Consider the following 20,479-nt stretch of genomic DNA (forward strand, 5'->3'; position numbering starts at 1 on the left):
ATGAGTTTAAGAAAATATATACATAGTAAAACAATAGCGGCACTAGCAGTGATTGTAACAGCCTTTGCTAACACGTCTGCTTTTGCGCAGGAAGCTGCAGCCGGTGCTGCTGCTGCCACCGCTGATAAGCCAGTTGATATGGGCCCGGTTTACAAAACGGCTGCCTTTTATGTTCTGGGATTTTTAACGCTATGTCTTTTTATCGCGATTGTTGGAAAAGCACTTAAGGTATATGAGTTAACGCGTGAGGCTCAGGATAAACCAGAAGGGATCAACTGGAATGTTGTTAACGGTACCTTGTTCGTAATCTTCCTTGTGGTAGGTTTATACGGTGTTTACTGGGAATATACAGTACATGGTAACATGATCTTGCCAGAAGCGGCTTCAGAACATGGTAAGAAGATTGATAGCATGTTCAACATCACATTGATCATTACTACTATTGTTTTTATTGCTACACATATCGTTTTATTCGCTTTTGCTTACTTCTACAAAAACACAGGCAAAAGAAAGGCTTATTACTATCCACATAACAATGCGTTAGAAAGAATCTGGACGATTGTTCCGGCTTTAGTTCTTACAGTGTTGGTTTTGATGGGTTTCTTAACCTGGAGATCCATATTTTATAAGATTAAAGATCCTAACAACAAGCCTTTGAGCATTGAGGTTACTTCTTCACAATTTGCCTGGGCAATTCGTTATCCAGGAGCGGATGGTATTGTAGGGATTAAAAACTATAAACTAATTGATGGTAACAACGCGTTGGGTGTTGATTTAAAGGATGCGAATGCTTTAGATGATCAGATTGCTGACGAGGTTGTCCTTCCAGTTAACAAACCGGTTCGTTTCATTCTGACCAGTAAAGATGTTCTTCATAGTTTTTACATGCCGCACTTCAGGGTTCAGCTGAACACTGTTCCTGGTATGACTTCATTCTTTGAATTTACGCCGACGATCACATCTGCTGATATGAAAGTAAAGACGAATGATCCGAAATTTGAATACGTTCTTCTTTGTGCTAAGATTTGTGGCGCAGGACACTATAACATGCAGAGAAAAGTAAGAGTTGTATCTCAGGAAGAGTATAATGCCTGGATAACAGAACAAGGCACTTATGTTACTGACGATCTTAGAAAGCAATTTAATCTGCCTGTGGCAACCCCTGCTCCGGCCGCTACGCCCGCTGACACAACTGCAACAACAAATCAAATAGCTTCAAACTAACTACAATACTGGAATAGCACATTATGTCAACTATATCATTACACGATACACATAACCACGATAACCATGATGATCATGGACATCACAAAGAGACTTTTATAACGAAGTACGTCTTTAGCCAGGATCATAAAATGATTGCTAAGCAATTCCTTATTACGGGAATTATTATGGCTGTAATTGCAATGGGACTGTCAATTTTGTTCCGTATGCAACTTGCGTGGCCTGATAAAAGTTTCCCATTACTAGAAACATTTCTAGGAAAGTGGGCCGCTGGCGGAAGGATTCAACCAGATTTTTACCTTGCATTGGTTACTATACATGGTACCATTATGGTATTCTTTGTACTTACAGCGGGTTTAAGCGGTACTTTTAGTAATTTACTTATTCCACTTCAACTTGGTGCACGTGATATGGCTTCGCCATTTTTGAACATGCTATCCTACTGGTTTTTCTTTTCTGCCTGCGTGATCATGATGAGTTCCTTCTTTATTCAAACGGGGCCTGCAAGTGCTGGTTGGACTATTTATCCGCCATTATCTGCACTACCAACTGCGATTAAAGGATCCGGACTAGGTATGACACTTTGGTTGATCAGTATGGTTCTTTTTGTTGCCTCTTCTTTGATGGGGGGTATCAATTACGTGAGTACTGTGTTAAATATGCGTACAAAAGGTATGGATCTGTGGAAAATGCCATTGACCATCTGGGCTTTCTTCCTAACAGCTATTTTAGGTATTCTATCTTTCCCTGTATTAGTTGCAGGAGTAGTGTTATTGGTATTTGACCGTAGTTTTGGTACCAGTTTCTATTTATCCGATATTGTTATTGGTACTCAAGTTCTTCCTAATGAAGGTGGATCTCCAATACTTTGGCAACATTTATTCTGGTTCCTGGGTCACCCCGAAGTGTATATTGTAATTATGCCAGCTCTGGGTATTTCTTCCGAAATTATCTCAGTGAACTCGAGGAAGCCTATTTTCGGTTACCATGCCATGATCTACTCCTTGATAGGTATAACCATCTTGTCCTTCATTGTATGGGGTCACCATATGTTTGTTACGGGAATGAATCCATTGCTGGGAGGTGTATTTATGATCACCACATTGATTATTGCTGTACCATCCGCAGTAAAAACTTTCAATTATTTGGCTACACTGTGGAGAGGTAATATCAGGTTTACTCCTGCAATGTTGTTCGCTATTGGCTTGGTTTCGTTCTTTATTTCCGGTGGTTTAACCGGGATCTTCTTAGGGAATGCAGCTTTAGATATTAACTTACATGATACCTACTTTGTAGTTGCCCACTTCCACTTGGTAATGGGCTCTGCAGCAATATTTGGTATGCTTGCCGGTGTTTACCATTGGTATCCTAAAATGTTTGGAAGAATGATGAACGCCAAACTGGGTTACCTTCACTTTTGGTTAACCTTCATCTCTGCCTATCTTGTGTTCTTCCCGTTACACTTCTTAGGTTTAGATGGTGTACCACGTCGTTACTATGCCTTTACTGAATTTGAGTTTATGCAGAAATGGCTTACCGTGAATGTGTTTGTAACATGGGCTGCAATTATGGGTGCATTGGCACAAGTGGCATTCTTATTTAACTTCTTCTATTCTATATTTAAAGGTAAGGTAGCTCCTCAAAATCCATGGGAAGCAAATACCTTAGAATGGACTACTCCAGTTGAGCATTTACATGGTAACTGGCCAGGCGAGATTCCAACAGTTTATCGTTGGCCATATGACTATAGCAAGCCAGGTGCTGAAGAAGACTTCATTCCTCAAACCATACCTTTCTCTCAAACGATGACCTCGAACATGCCTCATGACTTTGAAGGAAACTCTGAATCAGAACGTATCCAAAGAGATTGGGAAGAGAATCATGCTGTAGAGACAGCAAATGGAACAAAAATCGACTAGTTAACAGTTATAATAAGGTAAGGTATCTGCGGTAGGTGAATACTTACACCAGATACCTTATTTTTTTAACCAAGAACACCCATGGTTTCTAAATCTGAAAAGAGATTTATCAGGCTTAACCTTCTTACTATCGTGGTCACCCTATTGCTCATATTAGCAGGGGGTATCGTCCGAAGTACCGGTTCCGGTATGGGTTGTCCGGATTGGCCAAAGTGTTTTGATCAGTATGTCCCGCCGACTTCAGTTTCTGAATTACCTACAAACTACAAAGAAAAGTATGTTGCAGAACGGATAGCTAAAAACGAACGTTTTGCGAAGGTTCTTGACCGTATGGGTAAAGTTGAAATAGCGGATAGCATTCGCCATGACCAATCTATTTTAGTACCAGAGACTTTCAACGTCGCCAAGACGTGGACGGAATACCTAAATAGATTAATGGGGGCGATTACTGGTGCGCTTTTGCTCTTACTGGTGATCTTCTCTTTTGTGTACAAGAGGTCTGCAACCAGAATCATCATCTTGAGTGTGGTTAACCTAATCGTTGTTGGTTTTCAAGCTTGGTTGGGATCAATAGTAGTTTCAACGAATTTATTAGCCTGGGTGGTGACCATTCATATGCTGTTGGCCCTGGTAATTTTAGCAATACTGATCTATACCTATCATTACGCGGTTTCACTCGGCACTAAACCGGCTATTGTGGTGGCGAATATAGGCTGGTTGAAACTATTAACACTGTCTACTATTGCAGTAAGTATTCTGCAGATTGTATTAGGAACGGAAGTTAGAGAAGCTGTAGATGCGATATCTAAGCGGCTTGCATTTGCCCAGAGGGAGACGTGGTTAGCAGAAGTTGGAAAGGTTTTTTCTTATCATAGGGATTTAGCCATATTAGTATTGGCATTGAATGTTTGGGTATACAAGGAGGTTAAAGATAAGTTTAGCGGTAAGCAGGCCTTACTGATCGGAAACTCTGTCGGCATAGTATTGCTTATTCAGGTTGGAACAGGACTGATATTATCTAACTTTGCTCTGCCTCCATATGCACAAGCACTGCATATTTTATTTTCGACCACCTTATTTAGTCTTCAGTATTACTTGTATTTGCTGATTTATCGCACAAGTACTTATGAACAAAGGACATAATTAACATCATATTGAAACAGTTTTTAACAGATTTTTCGAAGCTCATAAAATTCAGATTAACCTTTCTGGTCGTTTTCTCTGCGTCTGTTACGTTCCTGATTGGATCTAAGGTTCCGATTGAGGGAGTAATGTATGGCATAGACTGGTCGAAATGGTTGATTCTCATTGCTGGAGGATTCCTGGTTACTTCCGCAGCAAATTGTTTTAATGAAGTAATTGAGGTCGATCTCGATAAATTGATGACGAGAACTAAAGACAGGCCCATGCCTGCAGGTCATATGACGACCGGGCAAGGATTGGTATCTGGTTTGGTAATGGGATTAGTTGGCACCTGGCTACTAGGCAAGTTGAATATTGAAACTGGGTTACTATCTGTTTTCTCGATATTTTTATACGCCTTTGCGTATACGCCGCTGAAGCGTAAGTCGCCCATTGCGGTCTTTGTGGGTGCAATACCAGGTGCATTGCCACCACTGATTGGTTATGTGGCAGCTCATGGCCGGATTGACAAGATAGCGGTTATATTATTTCTTATCCAGTTTGTGTGGCAGTTTCCACATTTCTGGGCAATAGCCTGGGTGTTGGATGACGACTATAAAAAAGCAGGTTTTAGGTTGTTACCGACAACAAAACGGGATACTATTAGTGCCTGGTTTGTTTTTCTAAGCACATTAATTCTAATTCCTGTTAGTTTATTACCAGTTTGGTATGGTTTCGGTGGGTATTACATTGCTGCTGTTTCTATCCTTGCAGGTGTGCTTTTTAGTTACTATGCTTTAGTATTGGTGGCAAAGCAAGATATTCCAAGTGCAAGAAAAGTGATGTTCTGCTCTTTCTTTTATTTGCCTTTGGTTCAATTGGTTTTATTTTTTGATTTTATTAAATAGATAGTTATGGTTCAATCCATTAAACAAGAAGGAATGGGTCTTGAGTTTAAGGCCAAAAAGTTCGTCATCTGGCTTTTCGTGGTTTCTTCCACGATTATGTTTGGTGGCTGGACGAGTTACTATATTGTATTCTCTGCATCAAAGGGTAAGGGACATGGACTGGTACTACCGGAAATGTTCATTTACAGCACAATAATTCTGCTTTTGAGCAGTGTGATGTTATTTTTAGCATCTAGAGCTTTTAAGGCTGGGAATGTTTCATTACAAAGAATTTTGCTTGGAGCAACAATCCTGGCAGGAATCGTATTTGGTGTGATGCAAGTGGATGCCTGGTCAAGCATGGTGCAAACCGGCGCTTTTTTTAGCAACAACAACGCAGCGATATCTTTAATTTATGTGGTTTCAGGTTTCCATGTGCTGCACATTTTCGCAGGTATTTGTATCCTCTTAAATGCATTGTATGGGACTTACATAACGGCGTCATTAGAGAAGCGGAGTTACCAGATGGAAATCGCTTCAATTTTCTGGCATTTTATAGATATATTATGGATATATCTGTATGTTTTTTTACTTTTGAACAGTTAGATTTTTTAACAAACTATTACTATTTACGAAATGAGTTCATTATCACAATTAGATCAGGTAAAAACTACTCCCTGGAGTGGTGGTCGCTCACCATGGTCGTTAGAATATGGTAAAATCATGATGTGGTTTTTCCTGGTTTCTGATGCTTTCACTTTTTCTTCGTTATTGATCTACTACGGGGCACAACGTTTTTCGAAAGGCGCATGGCCAGCACCAGATAAGGTTTTTCAATCTATTCCGGGCGTAATGGAACATGGAGCACCCTTGGTGTTCGTAGGTATCATGACCTTTATTCTAATTATGAGTTCTGTTACTATGGTGTTAGCTGTTGAGGCAGGACATAGAAGGTCAAAGAAAGAAGTAATTGGATGGATGATAGCAACTATCATTGGAGGTTTTATGTTCCTTGGCTGTCAGGCTATTGAATGGACTCACCTTTTCCACGAAGGCTTTCATTGGGGAGAAATTCCTGAAAAAGCAGAATTGGCACAGTTTTTCAACGGACCAGTATCTGAGGTTTCTGCGCAGCAGTTCGCTAACTTGTTCTTTACCATCACAGGATTCCACGGGTTCCACGTATTTAGCGGTGTAATCATCAACATCATCATTTTGTGTATGACTATAAATGGGACTTTCGAAAAAAGAGGACACTATTTAATGGTTGAAAAAGTTGGTTTGTATTGGCACTTTGTGGATTTAGTATGGGTGTTTGTATTTACATTCTTCTATCTAGTTTAATTACCATTTTATAATATATCATATCATGTCAGAAAATCATTCACATACCATTGAAGGACACGAACACGACGATCATGCAGGTTTATCAGTAGGTAGAATTTGGCAGGTCTTCGGGATTCTTTTGTTGATTACCGTTGTTGAATTTATCATCGCGCTATGGCTTATTCCTAACGGGTATTTAACTCAAAAAGTAGGTAACTATATTTATATCGCATTAACCTTATTGAAAGCATTTTACATCGTTGCTTACTTTATGCACCTTAAGTTTGAGAAAAAAGGACTTCAGATTACACTGATTGTTTCCTTTGTCTTCATCTGCTACTTTATTGTCCTAATGATGATCGAAGGTGGCTACCTTAATGACCACATGCCTAAGGTTTAATGAAGGGCAAAAGTACTTCTATAAAAAAGATTTTAATCCTGGTCACCATATTAGCGGTACCAGGATTTTTATATTATCTACTGCAGGAAAAAGGTAAGAATCGCTACAGGCCTCTTCACATTTACGGTCCAAAGCAAGTGGCTGCTACCTTCCATTCCGTTCGTGGTAAGCAAATTCCTGATACCATTTATCACGAAGTAAAGGATTTCAAGCTAGTAAATCAGGCAGGAGATTCGATAAGCTTTGCAAGCTATAAGGGTAAGCTTTTAATACTGAACTTATTTTACACGCAGGGAAATAATTATGCAGTGAATTTCGCTAATAAAGCCATGCATGCATTCGACTTTACTTACGAGAAAAACAAGGCAATACACTTCCTTAGTTTAAGTATTGATCCTGTAACGGACCGACCAGATGTACTTGCCGACTACGCTAAAAAGCAACAAGCGGTGGCCGGCAAATGGGATATGGCAACTGGCGATAGCACTCAGATCTACGACCTCATTAATAAAGGATTACTAGTTGACGCGCTACAAGAAAAGGTGGCAGGTAAGAAAAAGTTTACCTATAGCAATTTGTTTGTGTTGCTGGATACGCATCATAGGATTCGTGGATACTACGAAGCCACTACACAAGAAGCGTTGTCTAAGCTTGACGATGAGATTAAAGTTCTTCTGGCAGAAGAATTAAGAAACATACATGACGGGCGTTAATTGCCTAATACTAAACTATGACTTTGAACGATAAGTTTTTTCTAAAATTAATTTGGGGTGTTACTGCATTTGTATTACTAGTCGTAATCGCGCTAAAAGTAGTTCCTCCTCCACAACCAACACCTTCATTCATCTATTTATTTCCTCACATTATTGGCGGAATAAATGCTATTTGCTCAGTATTACTGATCATCTCTTTAATCTTTATTAAACGTAAGAATATACAGGCGCATAAGATCACTAACATTATCACCTTCATATTATCCGCAATATTTCTGATTTTCTACATTGTGTTTCACTTGTATGAGAAAGACACGAAGTTTGGAGATATGGACCATAATGGCGTACTCTCTCAGGTAGAGCTGGCAGCTGTTGGAACCACCAGATATATCTATTTCTTCATACTTGCTACTCACATCCTGTGTGCGATAATTGTGTTGCCGTTGATACTTATTAGTTTTTTAAGAGGTTTTAGCATGCAGATCGAGCGTCATAAAAAGATTGTTCGTTGGGCATATCCTGTTTGGCTATATGTAGCTGTAACCGGTGTGATTGTTTATGTGATGATATCTCCTTACTATAATTTTTAACGAATCACCGCGTTAATAATGACAAGAGCATTGCACCTTGAAAACCATTTAAGTATGCAAATTGTTATCTTTGTGTCCGGTATTTAAATCTAAGAATGAAAAAGCTAGCTTTTATTATCCTACTATTAGTAATCTGTGCGGTATCGATGCCTGCACAAGTTTCAGCCCAGTGCTCGATGTGTTCGATTAGTGCCGATCAAAGTGTTAAAAACGGCAATACTCAAGGCGTAGGGCTTAACACCGGTATTATTTATCTTCTGGTGATACCTTACTTGCTGATTTCTGGAATTGGCGCCCTATGGTACTTCAAATTCCGCAAAAAGGCACCTGCATATGCAGCGCATAGCTAATCACTTCAAGCAAAATGGCAGGTGATCACATCGCATACAGAAGTGACTTTTCTTACCCCCTAGCATGATAAAAGCAGAAACACTACAATTTATTAAGGATGTTGCAGCAAACAATGACAGGGATTGGTTTGCGGAGAATAAAGACAGATACGAGACTTCCCGAACGGACCTGTTTGAATTTATAGCCGAGTTAATACCCTTGCTTGCAGCAGCAGATCCGGCCTTTCCTATAGAAGCTTCTGCTAAGAAATGTTTAATGAGGATCTACCGAGATGTAAGGTTCAGTAAAAACAAAGATCCGTACAAGAATAACTTTGGGATATCCTTTAATGGAAAATCTAACGGCATTCCTAACCCTGAGTACTATTTGCACCTTCAACCTGGAAAAAGTTTTTTCGGCGTAGGTTTCTGGATGCCAGACGCAGCTATCTTAAAAAAGATTAGAGAAGAGATTGACTACAATACGGAAGAAATAGTAGAGATTCTGAACGCCGATAGCTTTAGCAAGAGCTTTGCTTTAAGTAAAGAGGATACCTTGAAGAATGCGCCCAAAGGCTATGAAATCACCCATTCTCAAATAGAGTTGCTGAAATTAAAAAGTTTTATTGCCATCTACCCACTGACAGATAAGGAGATCTTAAATTCCACAATTGTAGAGAAGTTGAAAAGTGCTTTCGAAAATATACAGCCATTTGTGTTATTTTTGAGAAATGCTGTTGCGCAATAAATAAGCTAGCGCTGTTTTTATTCAGCCTGGAACAACACCCTTAATTAACATCATGAAAAAGATATTTCTATTTATATTCGTTGGAATGCTTGCAAGTGCATTCAGTTCTTGCGTGGTCCTATCACCTAAAAAATATAAGGCGTTGCTTTCCCGGCAGGATTCCCTAAGTAAGGGATTAAGTGAATCGCAATTGATTAATAATGATCTTCAAAACCTGATCGCAAGATTAAGGAAAGATACTACAGGTCTCAGCTCTGCATTAGGTGACCTTAAAAACAGGTATTCGGAGATAGATAGCAATTATACCAAGCTTAGAAGTAATAGCTCCACAGAAATTAATAAGTTGTCTGCCGACTTGAAAAAGCGTGAACAACGACTCAAAGAAGTTGAAGAAGTTCTACGTAAGCGTGATGAGGCGACCAATCAATTGAAAGAAAAACTTCAACAGGCATTGTTGGGCTTTACAAAGAATGGTTTAACGGTTGAGATTAGGAATGGCAAAGTGTATGTGTCTTTAACAGATAAATTGCTATTTCCGTCAGGGAGTATCATAATTGATGAGAAAGGCAAACAGGCCTTAACGCAGCTTGCTGAAGTATTGAAGCAACAGCCTGAAATTAACATCGCAGTTGAAGGACATACCGACTCGCAGAAAATTACTAACCTGGGTCAAATTAAAGACAACTGGGATCTAAGCGTACTGCGGTCTACCTCCGTTGTTCGTTACTTAACAGAAGTAACCAAAGTAGAGAGTATTCGTATGACTGCGACAGGGAGAGGAGAATTTCAGCCACTAGGACCCAATACAAATGCAGATTCCAGAAGCAAGAACAGAAGGATAGAAATCGTTCTGTCGCCGAAACTGGATGAACTGTATGATTTAATCAAGCAATAAAAGAGTAGGGTTTCTTATTTGCTGTCTACGTATTCCATTAAGGTTCTAAAGGCGACAAATTTATTAGCAAATTTCTCGTTTAGATCTGCCTGAAGTACTGGAGCAAAATCATCCTGGTACTTATTGTAATTCTCCATGTTTTCAGCCACATACTGGGCGCAAAAGGTCACCCCTTCGTTGGGTGAATCAACCACTTTTAGAAGGCGTGAGGATACAAACATACCGGTCTCCATTACTTGTGGTATATGTATTTCCTGCATCCAGTCCAGCCATTTATTGGCCACTTCATCTTCAATAATAAGGGTTACATTGTATAAAAGCATTTGGCAAAGATAAGAATTAGGTGCCAATATTATCGCCGCGTAATGTTCTGAAGCGCTTACGGGCCTCCGCTGAAAACATACTGCCAGGATGGTCGTTGATTAACTTCTGATAAAAGGTTTTAGCCTGCTCCATGTCTTTGACATTTTTCTCATATAATTCTCCCAACGTAAATAGCGCATCATCATTCCAAATGCTGCTATTGTATGTTTCAACCAGTTCCTTGAGCATCCCTATTGCATTTGTGATGTCGCCGGCTTTAGTATAGATCCTGGATTTAGACAGAAGTATATCATCAGCCAGCGTATTATTGGGAAAGGCGATGTTAATGCTGTCGAGTTTCTTTAAGGCAGCGGGAGACTGGTTCCTAAATTCAAGCATTTCTGCGTCTGCATACATTTTCAATGCATTGCTATCTAGTGGCGTTTGCAGATTGTCTTGAATGATCAGGCTTAGATTTAATGCGTCATTCGCGATAAGCTGAGTGGTGGAGGCTTTGAGTACATCAGCCTGCGACTTTGCATAGGCAAAGTTTCCCTGATAAAAGGAAAGTTTTGCAGACCGGTAATGCGCTTCATTACCTATCGCCTGGCTTTCGAATTGCTTGGCAACCTGTTCATAGATTAAAAATGCCTCCCAGGGTTGTTCTGTAAGTATATAAATGTCGCCAAGATCTAATTTAATCTGGCCCAGGTCTACTGCAGCAAGTCCGGGGATAAGTAATGCAGACTCCAGCGCTTGTTCTGCCTTGGGAAGATCGTTTAAATAGAAAGCCTGTAGATTTGCCCAGCGCCTCAATGCAAACACGGTTCGTGCTGTTTTGCCAAATTCTTCCAGTATTGAATTGTATTCATTGGCAAGCTCCGAAATTTTCGTTTTATCGAACTGATTAGAGACTACGAGTTGGTATTTCGCATTGATCATTTCTACTTTAGCCTGCAGGAAATAAGGATGGTCCTTACCTTTGCTTACAATGTACTCAAACGCTTTGATAGCGGTAGTATATGCTTTGTTCTCTAAAAATGTGTTTGCAGAGGTATAGAGTATAGATCCGTCGTCTTTAATTCTTTTATCCTGGGCGATGAGCTGCCTTAAGGCCATCTCGTATTCCTGTTGCTGAAGGTATTGCCAGATCAACAGTTTCGTGTAGACTTCAACCTCCGGTTCTTTCTGGATCTTTTTTAACAAAGCAGTCTGAAGGATGCTGTAGTCGGACTTTTCTTCAAACAGGGTGGCCAACACACTTTGGGCTTGAAGCAATAATTCAGGGGTTGAGGCTAAGGCTGATATATATTCCTGTACCAGCATATTCTTATCTTTCTTATACCTGTAAATGCTCAGGAGCTCATAGGTGAATAGTTTGTCATTGTTCAGGATCTTTCTTCCTTCAATAAAAGTTGATATTGCAAGTTCATAAGCTTGGAATCCATAGAAACGGTTGGCTACATCACGGATCTTAAATTCATCTGCCGGAAGGTTACTCAGTACTTCAGCGTATTTTTTAGTGGCTGCTTCCGGTTGCCCCCTTTCCTGATAGATGCGTGCAAGCCCGATACTAAAACTCAGGTTTTTAGGGTTGTCTTTTGCCAGCTTTTTAACCACCTTTTCCGCCTCGTCGAACTTTTTAATCTTTAAAAGTGAGTTTAAGTACATGTCGAAGTAAGCATCGTTCTTTGTTCTGGTAAAGATTTTTTCCAATAAAACACTTGCTTCCTGATATTGCCCTTGTTGATAATACTGATAAGCCAGGGCGTCATCCATCGTGTTTTGCGCAACAGAAACGCTGCTTGCTAAACTCAGTAATAAAATGATTAGTAGATTCTTCATCTGGGCTTGACCTCTTGATGTTCTAAATTAAGAAATTAGACTGTAACTCCGGGAGTTTTGCCACAAGATAAATATAGAAGCGTATTTTAAATGTTACCAAAATTAATTAGTCATGTACCCTAAAATAACTAATTTCATTGCAATCATCATTGTTGCTGTCAAGGTAACAATGTTAGTGAATATTAATTTTAGAGCAGGGGTTATCTAACTTTGTAGCCTCAAAGAGCATGATGTTATACAAGAAATATTTCTTTTGTTTATTGATGTTGTTTTGTGTGGCTGCCTGTAATCAGGATAAAGCTGGCAAGATCATACCGGTAAACGATTTTTTCAAGTCACAGGAGCGGATGACCTATAGGATATCTCCTGATGGAAAAAACATATCATACCTGATGCTTGATGGAAAAGATCAAAATCTTTATCTCGAAGATGTCAACACGGGCAAGAGTTCGCAGATCACCAGCATGGCAGGTAAAAAGATTAATTTCTATTTCTGGGTAAACAGCAATGAGCTTATTTATTACAGAGACATTGACCCGGTTTTAAAGAGATCTGATATTTTCATTATCAATAAAGACGGAAGCAATGAACGCCAGTTGACTAACAATGAAAAGAGTAGAATCCGGGTGCTGGAAGATCAACTCATTGAGGATAGGTATCTGATGGTTTCTTCGAATAAACGAGATTCTACTGTATTTGACGTTTATAGATTGAATGTGAGAGACGGAAAGATGGAGATGGCTGCACGCAACCCAGGAAACATTACCAACTGGATCACCGATGGAGATGGAAAACTAAGGTTAGCTACTAGTAGCGATGGTGTGAATGAAACCTTGCTTTATCGGACTGCCGAGAATGAAAACTTCAGGCCTATTGTTACAAATAATTTCAAGACCACCTTGCGGGCTATTGCCTTTGCCCCTGAACGTCAGAACATCATATATGCAATTTCTGATGTCAATAGAGACAAAAGTGCCCTGGTGGAACTGGATTGTAATACAGGGAAGGAGTTGAAGGTTTTGTATGGCAATGATAGCGTCAATGTCACAGACGCTCAGTATTCCCGTAAGAAGAAGAAAATGTCCTTCGTGGTTTATGAGTCTCAGAAGAAGGAGAAATTCTTTCTGGATGATTCCACGAGAATGCTTTATAAAGATCTGGATAAACTTTTGCCCAATACGGAATGCAGAATAATCGACAGAGACAAAGCTGAGGATATTTTCATTGTGCGAACCTTTACTGATCGCAATCCCGGCTCCATTTACCTCTACTTCTACAGGACGGGCAAACTCAAAAAGCTTAACGACCTCAACCCGGGTATTAAAGAAGAAGAAATGAGTCCTTTGAGGCCTATATCTTATACCACAAGAGATAGTCTTACTATTCACGGTTACCTGACCCTTCCATTGAACAAGAAGGCAGAACGGCTCCCTGTGGTTGTATTGCCGCATGATGGTCCAGGTGCCAGAAACAACTGGGGATACAATCCTGAGGTTCAATTTCTTGCAAATAGGGGATATGCGGTACTGCAGGTTAATTATAGGGGCTCTGCTGGTTATGGCAAGGCATTCGCCGCCGCTGGGTTCCGGCAATGGGGCTGCAAGATTCAAAATGACATTACAGACGGGGTGAACTGGTTAATTGCAAAGAAGATTGCAGATCCTAAACGCATCGCGATTTATGGTACCGGATTTGGAGGCAATATTGCATTGAATGCCCTGTATGCAAAGGACCACAATTACGTTTGTGCGGCATCAAACTCGGGAGTAATAAATCTGTTTACCTACCTCAAATCAATACCTCCCTACATGAAGCCTAACCTTCAGATGTATTATGAAGTAATTGGCAATCCATTGACCGATGTGGAACGGATGAGGCATTCCTCTCCATTATTCCAGGTAGATAAAATCAATAAGCCTGTGTTTATCACTCAAAACATTAAGGACCCTGTCATCAATTCTGGAGAGACAGTACAATTTGTTAAGAACCTTCAGAAAAAGAATGTACCGGTAACTTACTTAGAGAATGATGGAGACTTCTCGTTTGGCAAAAACATGGAGCAGCGGCAAGAACTTTACACTGCTTTGGAGCAATTCCTTGAAGTAAACTTAAAAAAGAAGTAAATTCATAGAATGCCTGCAGAGAAAAAGAGCGGTTACCGTAAGAATTTTCCTTTGATCCTTACTTTCCTGGTTATGATGACGGTTCTCTTTGGGTTATCATTGTTACTTGCCTATCGGTTTAGTACCAAGTTCATAGAAAATCAGTTCGTCTCTGAGAAAGTAAACGTCCTGGAGAAAAGCATTAAGCCTTATAACGATTTTTTTCAAAAGAAGTTGCCGGAAGTGTCTTATTACAACGGGTACCTGGACTCCGCCACTGCTTCTAATTTCGTAGACACTTTGCTTCTGGAATACCCCTTCGTTTCGAAAGTTATATTCTATGACTCGGAAGTTAGAAATTCACCTGTTCGTGACGGACTTAATACTGGGAAGTTTTCCTTCGGCCCTAAAAGCATCTATCAATTTGGCACAACGGTTCCGATAGACTCCGTTGAACTTTTCTCAAGGGATAATACTAAGAACTTCATTGTGGGCGATGATTTTAATTCGCTTGCCTTGAAGCTTGCTACCTACATCGAGAGTCTGGACACGAGTAGAACACCAAGTCAGGATGAACTGTTCAGCAATTTCAGCAATGTCCGCTCCAATAAGATCACTTACCTGAACATTCCCAGGCTGGAGGACCTAAAGACGTATAAGATGATGATCAGGAAGGGGCTGAAGGCGCAGGCGGTTTACCAGCAGGATATGCTCTCTTTTCAACTCGATCCCTACAAAATACAGATCATCAACTCCCGTCCGTTACTCTACCAGCATATCCGTATAGAACCACTTACCTATGATCCTCTTGAAACGGGCGCCGCTTATATCACCACAGAAATAACACTCCCGGGACCATTCTCAGATTATAAGTTGTATTTCATTTCTTCACAGTCATTTATCGACAAGGAAATCTTTAACTACTTTTTGCCCCTTGCACTCGGGATATTAGGCTTTTATAGCATTGTGGTGTTGGTAGCTTATTTAATTTACCGAAATCTGAATATCAACGAAAAGATGTTTAAGCTACAGTATGACTTCATGAATAACCTGACACATGAGTTTAAAACGCCGGTAAGTGTGATAAAGATTGCGGGTAATAATATAAAAAGCGCCGCGTCACTGACGGAAAAGGAGCAGAAGATGTACGGAAAAATACTGGATGAGGAAGCCGATAAACTTAATGGCTTAATGAACAAATTGCTTGCATTTACTCAAATTGAGAACAAAGCAATTAAGCTCAATGAAGATGAGGTAAATATTATAGACTTTATAGAAAGTACGATCGACTCTCACCGGTTAAAGCATCCGGACTTCAATTTTACTTATGAAGTTAGTGGGTTCACAACTTTCATAACCGATCCAGTACTTTTAGGCAGCTTGTTTGATAATCTTGCAGAGAATGCTTACAAATATTCTCCACCTGAAAGGAAGATGTTACACATTAGTGCAAAGCTTATTAAAGGAAAAGTTGTTTTAAGGTTTACGGATCAGGGAATAGGGATTCCCGCTTCAGAAATAAATAATATATTTAAGAAGTTTTTCCGCATTCAGAATCAATATAACCAAAATGGTAGTGTAGGCCTCGGTCTGGCATTTTGTAAAGAGCTTGTTAATTATATGGATGGCGAAATAACCGTGAAGAGTAAAGTGGATAAAGGCACGGAGTTTAAAATAGTATTACCCTATAACGATTAAAGATATGCCTAAAGAGATTAAGATACTGATAGTTGAGGATGATGAGAACCTTCGTTTCCTGGTTGCGCATCGATTAAAAGCAGAAGGTTACGATATCTTAGAAGTTGGCGATGGTGATGCTGCAGAAAAAGCAATACTCGAAGAAAAACCAGATATCGTACTTTTGGACTGGATGCTTCCCGGCAAAGAAGGCTCGCAGGTTTGTGAAGACGTGCGTAAGCAGGGTTTTGAAAACCTGATTATAATGATGACGGCCAAAGCCCAGGACGTAGACAAAATAGATGCGTACAACTTTGGAGTATCAGACTATGTTACCAAGCCATTCAATATGGATGTCCTTGTTGCCATGATTGAGAATAAGGTAAAATTTCTTGTCAATAATGACCGTTCTGAGATCCATCGGTTCGGAGATATGGAACACCACCCTAATGTGCATACTTTATTCAGGAATGGTAAGAAAATAGAGTTGACGATCTTAGAAAATAGAATTCTATTGTATTTCTTGAGGAACCCGAATAAAGTGATTAACCGCGATGAGCTGATGCTTGTGGTCTGGGGATATAATTCAGACGTAAACACAAGGACGCTAGATATGCATATCGTTAGATTACGCAAGAAAATTGAACTGAACCCAGATAACCCACAGTTATTGCAAACGGTTAGAGGGATTGGGTACAGATTTAATCCAGGAACCTAGAGCGTAAAGAGGATACTAAACAATACTAATAAAAGGTATTGAAGCAGCATCGTTCCGTCCAGGTATAAGAAGTAGTAATACTCGTTTTTCTTAATGTTCGACTTAAAAATCAGCCAGCCTGTTACCGCTAAGTTCAATACCACGGCGGCAATGTCGGGATAGGTTGCTTGTCTGAACAATAGCAATAACAAGAGATAACCCAGCAGTAAAAACTGACAGAATAAATAGGCACGTTTTTCACCGAGTATCACCGGTATTGTTTTCAGTGCATATAACTTATCCTGGAAAAGGTCTCTGATATCGAATGGAACTGTTATTGCCGCAACAAACAAAAACCTTTTGATAACTAGTAGCAGGGTATCCCCGGGCTTGATGTTAACCTGATGACTATGCTGCAATTCCATAATCGGCAAAAGAACGCAACTTACTGCCCAGACCATAGCAATTAAAAAAAGCTTTATGCCTGGAATGTTTCTCAGACCAATATTCTGATTGTTCAGCGTTAGAAAAGGAATATTGTAGCCAACAGCCACTAATCCCGTAAAAATCATTAGTAATTTCGATTCGATGCTCAGGTAGAGAAGAAACAGGGGGATCAGGCATAGCATCGAAATCAAGGTAATGGAGATGATCATCCGATGGTGCGAGAAGATCCATCTCACCCTCTTATAAGGCGATTCTTCTGGCTTTTTGGGCTTCGCCAGGAGCATACTAAAATTGTACAATCCAATCGTGGCAAAAAATACAAAAGCTAATACATATTTGTCGGGCGGAACCTTTAAAAGGTGATAAGTGATCAAACCTTGTGCTACAGCGCAAACCGCAATAAACAGATTGCTAAAAAGCAAGAAGTCGAGGACGGAATAAAATACCTTTTTGAGCACTTTGTCAGGCGGGTTTTATGCTCGCCTTAACTCAAATATCGTTATTTCCGGTAAAATTCCAACTCTCCCGGGATACCCTAAAAAGCCGTAACCCACGTTGACGTAGAGCTGCTGTTTATTTTCAGTATAAAGCCCGGCCCATTCGTTATAAATGTATTCAACAGGGCTCCATTGGAAATCTTTAGTTCTTACGCCGAACTGCATTCCATGCGTATGTCCGCTGAACATGGCATCAATCTGAGGATACTTCTGTAGTACTTCGGCCCTCCAGTGTGAAGGGTCATGAGAAAGCAGCAGCTTTACTGGTAAGTCGTCGGTGTCTTTCGTTGCCAGATCCATCCTGCCATATTTAGGAAATCTACCCATGCCCCAGTTTTCAATTCCTAGGACACCAATTTCCTGACCGTCCACTTTCAACCTACGATGCTCATTCATCAATAAATCCCAACCCATGCGCTCATGAGTTTTGATTACATTTTGTAAGTTTCTGGCCTTTTCCGGTGATCCTTCTTTTCCAAAATGATAATCACCATAATCGTGGTTGCCTAAGGATGAATAAACACCTAAAGGTGCTTTCACTTTTGCGAAGATATCCTGATAGTCCCGCATTTCTGTGGCCATATCATTAACAAGGTCGCCTGTAAAAAAGATAAGATCAGGTTTCTCTGCCAGTAGCATATCTACACCCCCTTTAACAGCCCTGGGGTTATAAAAACTGCCAGAATGTATATCGGAGATCTGGCCTAACTTCATGCCTTCAAATGCTGAAGGAAGGTTAGGCAGGATCAGCGGCTTTCGTACCACTTTGTAATCGTATGCTCCGGTAGCTATGCCCCAGGTAAGAGAAGTTAGCGGTACAGCAGCTGTAATAAGTCCTGCTTTAATAAGGAATGCGGACCGGCTGATAGGGTCAGCAGGCGAGACAGCGTGTTCTGTTCTAGTTTTATCTCTGATAACTAAGTTTCTGACTTTCAACAACAGGCGCCTGAGATCGTCAATCAAAAGAAAGGGCAGAAACACAATCTTACAGGCCAATGTTAAAAAGAAAGCCACTAAAATGACGGATCTAATCCCTAAATATGCACTTGGAATGGTGATAAAAATGGATACAAAAACACCAATAATAAGAAAGGCGGAGTAACTCCACCATACTATTGCAAATAGACGTCTTGTTCGTGACGTCCATCCTTTGAATACCGCTAAGATTGCCTTGAAACAGTAGTAGTCAAATGCAAGAATGAAAACAGATAATAAGATCAGTACAGGGAGTCTGCCCATTTAAACTTGAAAGTTATAACTATCTGAAATCAATATCATCTTCATCATCTTCAACTCCGGTGTTAAACAAACTTTCAAACATGTCTGAAAATCCAAAGCCACCATCAAGGTATTTTTTGCTTAATTGTGAATGCTCTGCTAGACCATGCAAGACAAACTCCATAAGCAATAAGGTCTGGTTCTCACTTAGTTTTGGGTGGAACTTCTTAACAAGGTCGAATAGCCCTGTAACGCGCATCAACTCTTTTTTATACTTTACACCACTTAGGGCGTCAGATAAATCAAGTGTATTGCCCTCGGTAAACCATTCCGTGATTAAATTGTAAGGGTTTGCTGTTTTGCTTTTTTTAGATTTCTCAGGATCCGGAAAGTACCTGACAAATAATGTTTTTATAGCCTTGCCGATCAGCGTATTTGCAACTTTCGCAGGACCCTCCAATTCACCTTCATAAACCAACTCAATTTTCCCGGTAACTGCAGGGATAATTCCTACAAGATCAGATAGTCTTACAGAGGTCGTTTTCTCACCGTTAATCAGCATTCGTCTTTCAGCACTACTGATTAAATTTTCATAAGCTGATATCGTTAGCCTTGCAGAAACACCAGATTTCTGATCGATGAACTCACTTTGGCGCGCTTCAAATGCAACTTGTTCAACAAGATCTTTCACCAGACCGTCCGACTCAATAGCTTTTTGCTCTTCGGTAAGTTTAGCCTCCTGAAAAGTGATCTTTCTTGAAATGCTGATGGTCTTTGGATAGTGAGTCAATATTTGACTTTCGATCCTGTCTTTCAATGGAGTAACAATTGAACCTCTATTGGTATAGTCTTCTGGATTTGCTGTAAATACAAATTGTATATCTAAAGGTAAGCGTAGTTTGAATCCTCGAATTTGAATGTCTTTTTCCTGAAGCATATTGAACAATGCTACCTGAATTCTTGCCTGAAGATCTGGCAATTCATTGATCACGAAAATACTTCTATGTGCTCTCGGAATTAACCCAAAGTGGATCACTCGCTCATCATTATAAGTTAACTTCAACGTAGCGGCTTTAATTGGGTCCACATCGCCAATTAAATCAGCGACTGTTACGTCTGGCGTAGCCAATTTCTCCGTATAACGCTCAGATCGGTGCTGCCAGCTAATTGGAGTTTCATCTCCATGAATAGAGATCTGGTTGTTAGCAAACCAAGAAATCGGATTCAATGGATCATCGAAAATCTCACTGTCTGAAACATATGGAATATATTCATCTAACAAGTTACCCAATAAACGGGCGATTCTTGTCTTTGCCTGACCCCTTAACCCAAGCAATAAAATATTATGACGAGAAAGGATCGCAGTCTGCAGCTCCGGAATTACCGTTTCATCGTAGCCCAGAATTCCTTCAAATCCCTCCTCTTTGTTTCTTAACTGCTTAATTAAGTTTTTTCTTAACTCATCTTTTACAGACAAGCTTTTATAGTTAGAAGCTTTTAAGGCTCCAAGTGTTTTTATATTGATGTGATCCATTTAATT

General features: G+C 40.0%; 20 protein-coding genes. 15 read left to right on the forward strand and 5 right to left on the reverse strand.

The window, feature by feature from the left end; genetic code table 11:
* The 12 genes from WKF66_RS03515 (at position 1) to WKF66_RS03570 (ending at position 10,153) form a co-directional block, all read left to right on the forward strand.
* Entirely contained in the window at positions 1-1,224 is a 1,224-nt protein-coding gene (locus WKF66_RS03515) for a cytochrome c oxidase subunit II (protein WP_489673019.1), read from the forward strand.
* A 23-nt stretch (positions 1,225-1,247) separates the two neighbouring features.
* The gene (locus tag WKF66_RS03520) at positions 1,248-3,143 is read left to right on the forward strand and encodes a cytochrome c oxidase subunit I (RefSeq protein ID WP_489673020.1); all 1,896 of its coding nucleotides are present in this window, start codon (positions 1,248-1,250) and stop codon (positions 3,141-3,143) included.
* Positions 3,144-3,224: 81 nt separating this feature from the next.
* Complete coding sequence (locus WKF66_RS03525; protein ID WP_489673021.1) at positions 3,225-4,286, forward strand: COX15/CtaA family protein; 1,062 nt, start codon at positions 3,225-3,227, stop codon at positions 4,284-4,286.
* An 11-nt stretch (positions 4,287-4,297) separates the two neighbouring features.
* The gene (gene cyoE / locus WKF66_RS03530) at positions 4,298-5,173 is read left to right on the forward strand and encodes a heme o synthase (RefSeq protein WP_489673022.1); all 876 of its coding nucleotides are present in this window, start codon (positions 4,298-4,300) and stop codon (positions 5,171-5,173) included.
* 6 nt (positions 5,174-5,179) lie between these two features.
* A complete protein-coding gene (locus tag WKF66_RS03535) occupies positions 5,180-5,758 on the forward strand; it encodes a cytochrome c oxidase subunit 3 (RefSeq protein WP_489673023.1) in 579 nt (192 codons plus the stop codon).
* A gap of 30 nt (positions 5,759-5,788) precedes the next feature.
* Entirely contained in the window at positions 5,789-6,496 is a 708-nt protein-coding gene (locus WKF66_RS03540; RefSeq protein WP_489673024.1) for a cytochrome c oxidase subunit 3, read from the forward strand.
* 25 nt (positions 6,497-6,521) lie between these two features.
* Positions 6,522-6,878: a cytochrome C oxidase subunit IV family protein gene (locus WKF66_RS03545; protein ID WP_489673025.1), complete on the forward strand. Its 357-nt coding sequence runs from the start codon at positions 6,522-6,524 to the stop codon at positions 6,876-6,878.
* Complete coding sequence (locus WKF66_RS03550) at positions 6,878-7,591, forward strand: SCO family protein (RefSeq protein ID WP_489673026.1); 714 nt, start codon at positions 6,878-6,880, stop codon at positions 7,589-7,591. The genes WKF66_RS03545 and WKF66_RS03550 overlap by 1 nt, the downstream gene beginning before the upstream one ends.
* A 17-nt stretch (positions 7,592-7,608) precedes the next feature.
* Positions 7,609-8,181: a DUF420 domain-containing protein gene (locus WKF66_RS03555; RefSeq protein WP_489673027.1), complete on the forward strand. Its 573-nt coding sequence runs from the start codon at positions 7,609-7,611 to the stop codon at positions 8,179-8,181.
* Positions 8,182-8,276: 95 nt separating this feature from the next.
* The gene (locus WKF66_RS03560) at positions 8,277-8,531 is read left to right on the forward strand and encodes a hypothetical protein (RefSeq protein ID WP_489673028.1); all 255 of its coding nucleotides are present in this window, start codon (positions 8,277-8,279) and stop codon (positions 8,529-8,531) included.
* 64 nt (positions 8,532-8,595) lie between these two features.
* Complete coding sequence (locus WKF66_RS03565; protein WP_489673029.1) at positions 8,596-9,258, forward strand: DUF2461 domain-containing protein; 663 nt, start codon at positions 8,596-8,598, stop codon at positions 9,256-9,258.
* Between the two features lie 52 nt (positions 9,259-9,310).
* Positions 9,311-10,153, forward strand: coding sequence for an OmpA/MotB family protein (locus WKF66_RS03570; RefSeq protein WP_489673030.1), 843 nt, complete (start codon positions 9,311-9,313; stop codon positions 10,151-10,153).
* 14 nt (positions 10,154-10,167) lie between these two features.
* On the opposite strand, the gene WKF66_RS03575 is transcribed toward WKF66_RS03570, so the two are convergent.
* Positions 10,168-10,476 (reverse strand): DUF4286 family protein, encoded by a 309-nt coding sequence (locus tag WKF66_RS03575; RefSeq protein ID WP_489673031.1) that lies wholly within the window; start codon positions 10,474-10,476, stop codon positions 10,168-10,170.
* Positions 10,477-10,492: 16 nt separating this feature from the next.
* The gene (locus WKF66_RS03580) at positions 10,493-12,301 is read right to left on the reverse strand and encodes a tetratricopeptide repeat protein (protein ID WP_489673032.1); all 1,809 of its coding nucleotides are present in this window, start codon (positions 12,299-12,301) and stop codon (positions 10,493-10,495) included.
* Between the two features lie 227 nt (positions 12,302-12,528).
* Between WKF66_RS03580 and WKF66_RS03585 the strand changes: the two genes are divergently transcribed.
* From WKF66_RS03585 to WKF66_RS03595, 3 genes are read left to right on the forward strand one after another with little or no spacing between them, the layout of a single operon-like run.
* Positions 12,529-14,424, forward strand: coding sequence for a S9 family peptidase (locus tag WKF66_RS03585; protein WP_489673033.1), 1,896 nt, complete (start codon positions 12,529-12,531; stop codon positions 14,422-14,424).
* Between the two features lie 9 nt (positions 14,425-14,433).
* On the forward strand, positions 14,434-16,101 hold the full coding sequence (locus WKF66_RS03590) for a sensor histidine kinase (RefSeq protein ID WP_489673034.1): 1,668 nt from the start codon (positions 14,434-14,436) through the stop codon (positions 16,099-16,101).
* A gap of 4 nt (positions 16,102-16,105) precedes the next feature.
* Positions 16,106-16,798, forward strand: a complete 693-nt coding sequence (locus WKF66_RS03595; protein ID WP_489673035.1) for a response regulator transcription factor — start codon at positions 16,106-16,108, stop codon at positions 16,796-16,798.
* Here WKF66_RS03595 and WKF66_RS03600 read toward each other — a convergent pair.
* Genes WKF66_RS03600 through WKF66_RS03610 form a run of 3 tightly spaced genes read right to left on the reverse strand, consistent with a single transcriptional unit; the run spans position 16,795 to position 20,473 of the window.
* Positions 16,795-17,682, reverse strand: a complete 888-nt coding sequence (locus WKF66_RS03600; RefSeq protein ID WP_489673036.1) for a UbiA prenyltransferase family protein — start codon at positions 17,680-17,682, stop codon at positions 16,795-16,797. The two genes, WKF66_RS03595 and WKF66_RS03600, sit on opposite strands and share 4 nt — an antisense overlap.
* 15 nt (positions 17,683-17,697) lie before the next feature.
* Positions 17,698-18,960 carry a metallophosphoesterase gene (locus WKF66_RS03605; RefSeq protein ID WP_489673037.1) on the reverse strand — a complete coding sequence of 421 codons (1,263 nt, stop codon included), beginning with the start codon at positions 18,958-18,960 and terminating at the stop codon, positions 17,698-17,700.
* A gap of 19 nt (positions 18,961-18,979) precedes the next feature.
* A complete protein-coding gene (locus WKF66_RS03610) occupies positions 18,980-20,473 on the reverse strand; it encodes a P-loop NTPase family protein (protein WP_489673038.1) in 1,494 nt (497 codons plus the stop codon).
* Between the last annotated feature and the right edge of the window lie 6 nt (positions 20,474-20,479).

Origin of the sequence: Pedobacter sp. (genome assembly GCF_037719805.1) — a bacterium.
In the GTDB taxonomy this organism is placed as follows: domain Bacteria; phylum Bacteroidota; class Bacteroidia; order Sphingobacteriales; family Sphingobacteriaceae; genus Pedobacter.

What these genes read in the sequence shown, in the direction of transcription:
- WKF66_RS03515 (WP_489673019.1), top strand. Translation starts at nt 1, where the DNA reads ATGAGTTTAAGAAAATATATACATAGTAAAACAATAGCGGCACTAGCA.
- WKF66_RS03520 (WP_489673020.1), top strand. Translation starts at nt 1,248, where the DNA reads ATGTCAACTATATCATTACACGATACACATAACCACGATAACCATGAT.
- WKF66_RS03525 (WP_489673021.1), top strand. Translation starts at nt 3,225, where the DNA reads ATGGTTTCTAAATCTGAAAAGAGATTTATCAGGCTTAACCTTCTTACT.
- WKF66_RS03535 (WP_489673023.1), top strand. Translation starts at nt 5,180, where the DNA reads ATGGTTCAATCCATTAAACAAGAAGGAATGGGTCTTGAGTTTAAGGCC.
- WKF66_RS03540 (WP_489673024.1), top strand. Translation starts at nt 5,789, where the DNA reads ATGAGTTCATTATCACAATTAGATCAGGTAAAAACTACTCCCTGGAGT.
- WKF66_RS03545 (WP_489673025.1), top strand. Translation starts at nt 6,522, where the DNA reads ATGTCAGAAAATCATTCACATACCATTGAAGGACACGAACACGACGAT.
- WKF66_RS03550 (WP_489673026.1), top strand. Translation starts at nt 6,878, where the DNA reads ATGAAGGGCAAAAGTACTTCTATAAAAAAGATTTTAATCCTGGTCACC.
- WKF66_RS03555 (WP_489673027.1), top strand. Translation starts at nt 7,609, where the DNA reads ATGACTTTGAACGATAAGTTTTTTCTAAAATTAATTTGGGGTGTTACT.
- WKF66_RS03560 (WP_489673028.1), top strand. Translation starts at nt 8,277, where the DNA reads ATGAAAAAGCTAGCTTTTATTATCCTACTATTAGTAATCTGTGCGGTA.
- WKF66_RS03565 (WP_489673029.1), top strand. Translation starts at nt 8,596, where the DNA reads ATGATAAAAGCAGAAACACTACAATTTATTAAGGATGTTGCAGCAAAC.
- WKF66_RS03570 (WP_489673030.1), top strand. Translation starts at nt 9,311, where the DNA reads ATGAAAAAGATATTTCTATTTATATTCGTTGGAATGCTTGCAAGTGCA.
- WKF66_RS03575 (WP_489673031.1), bottom strand. Translation starts at nt 10,476, where the DNA reads ATGCTTTTATACAATGTAACCCTTATTATTGAAGATGAAGTGGCCAAT.
- WKF66_RS03580 (WP_489673032.1), bottom strand. Translation starts at nt 12,301, where the DNA reads ATGAAGAATCTACTAATCATTTTATTACTGAGTTTAGCAAGCAGCGTT.
- WKF66_RS03585 (WP_489673033.1), top strand. Translation starts at nt 12,529, where the DNA reads ATGATGTTATACAAGAAATATTTCTTTTGTTTATTGATGTTGTTTTGT.
- WKF66_RS03590 (WP_489673034.1), top strand. Translation starts at nt 14,434, where the DNA reads ATGCCTGCAGAGAAAAAGAGCGGTTACCGTAAGAATTTTCCTTTGATC.
- WKF66_RS03595 (WP_489673035.1), top strand. Translation starts at nt 16,106, where the DNA reads ATGCCTAAAGAGATTAAGATACTGATAGTTGAGGATGATGAGAACCTT.
- WKF66_RS03605 (WP_489673037.1), bottom strand. Translation starts at nt 18,960, where the DNA reads ATGGGCAGACTCCCTGTACTGATCTTATTATCTGTTTTCATTCTTGCA.
- WKF66_RS03610 (WP_489673038.1), bottom strand. Translation starts at nt 20,473, where the DNA reads ATGGATCACATCAATATAAAAACACTTGGAGCCTTAAAAGCTTCTAAC.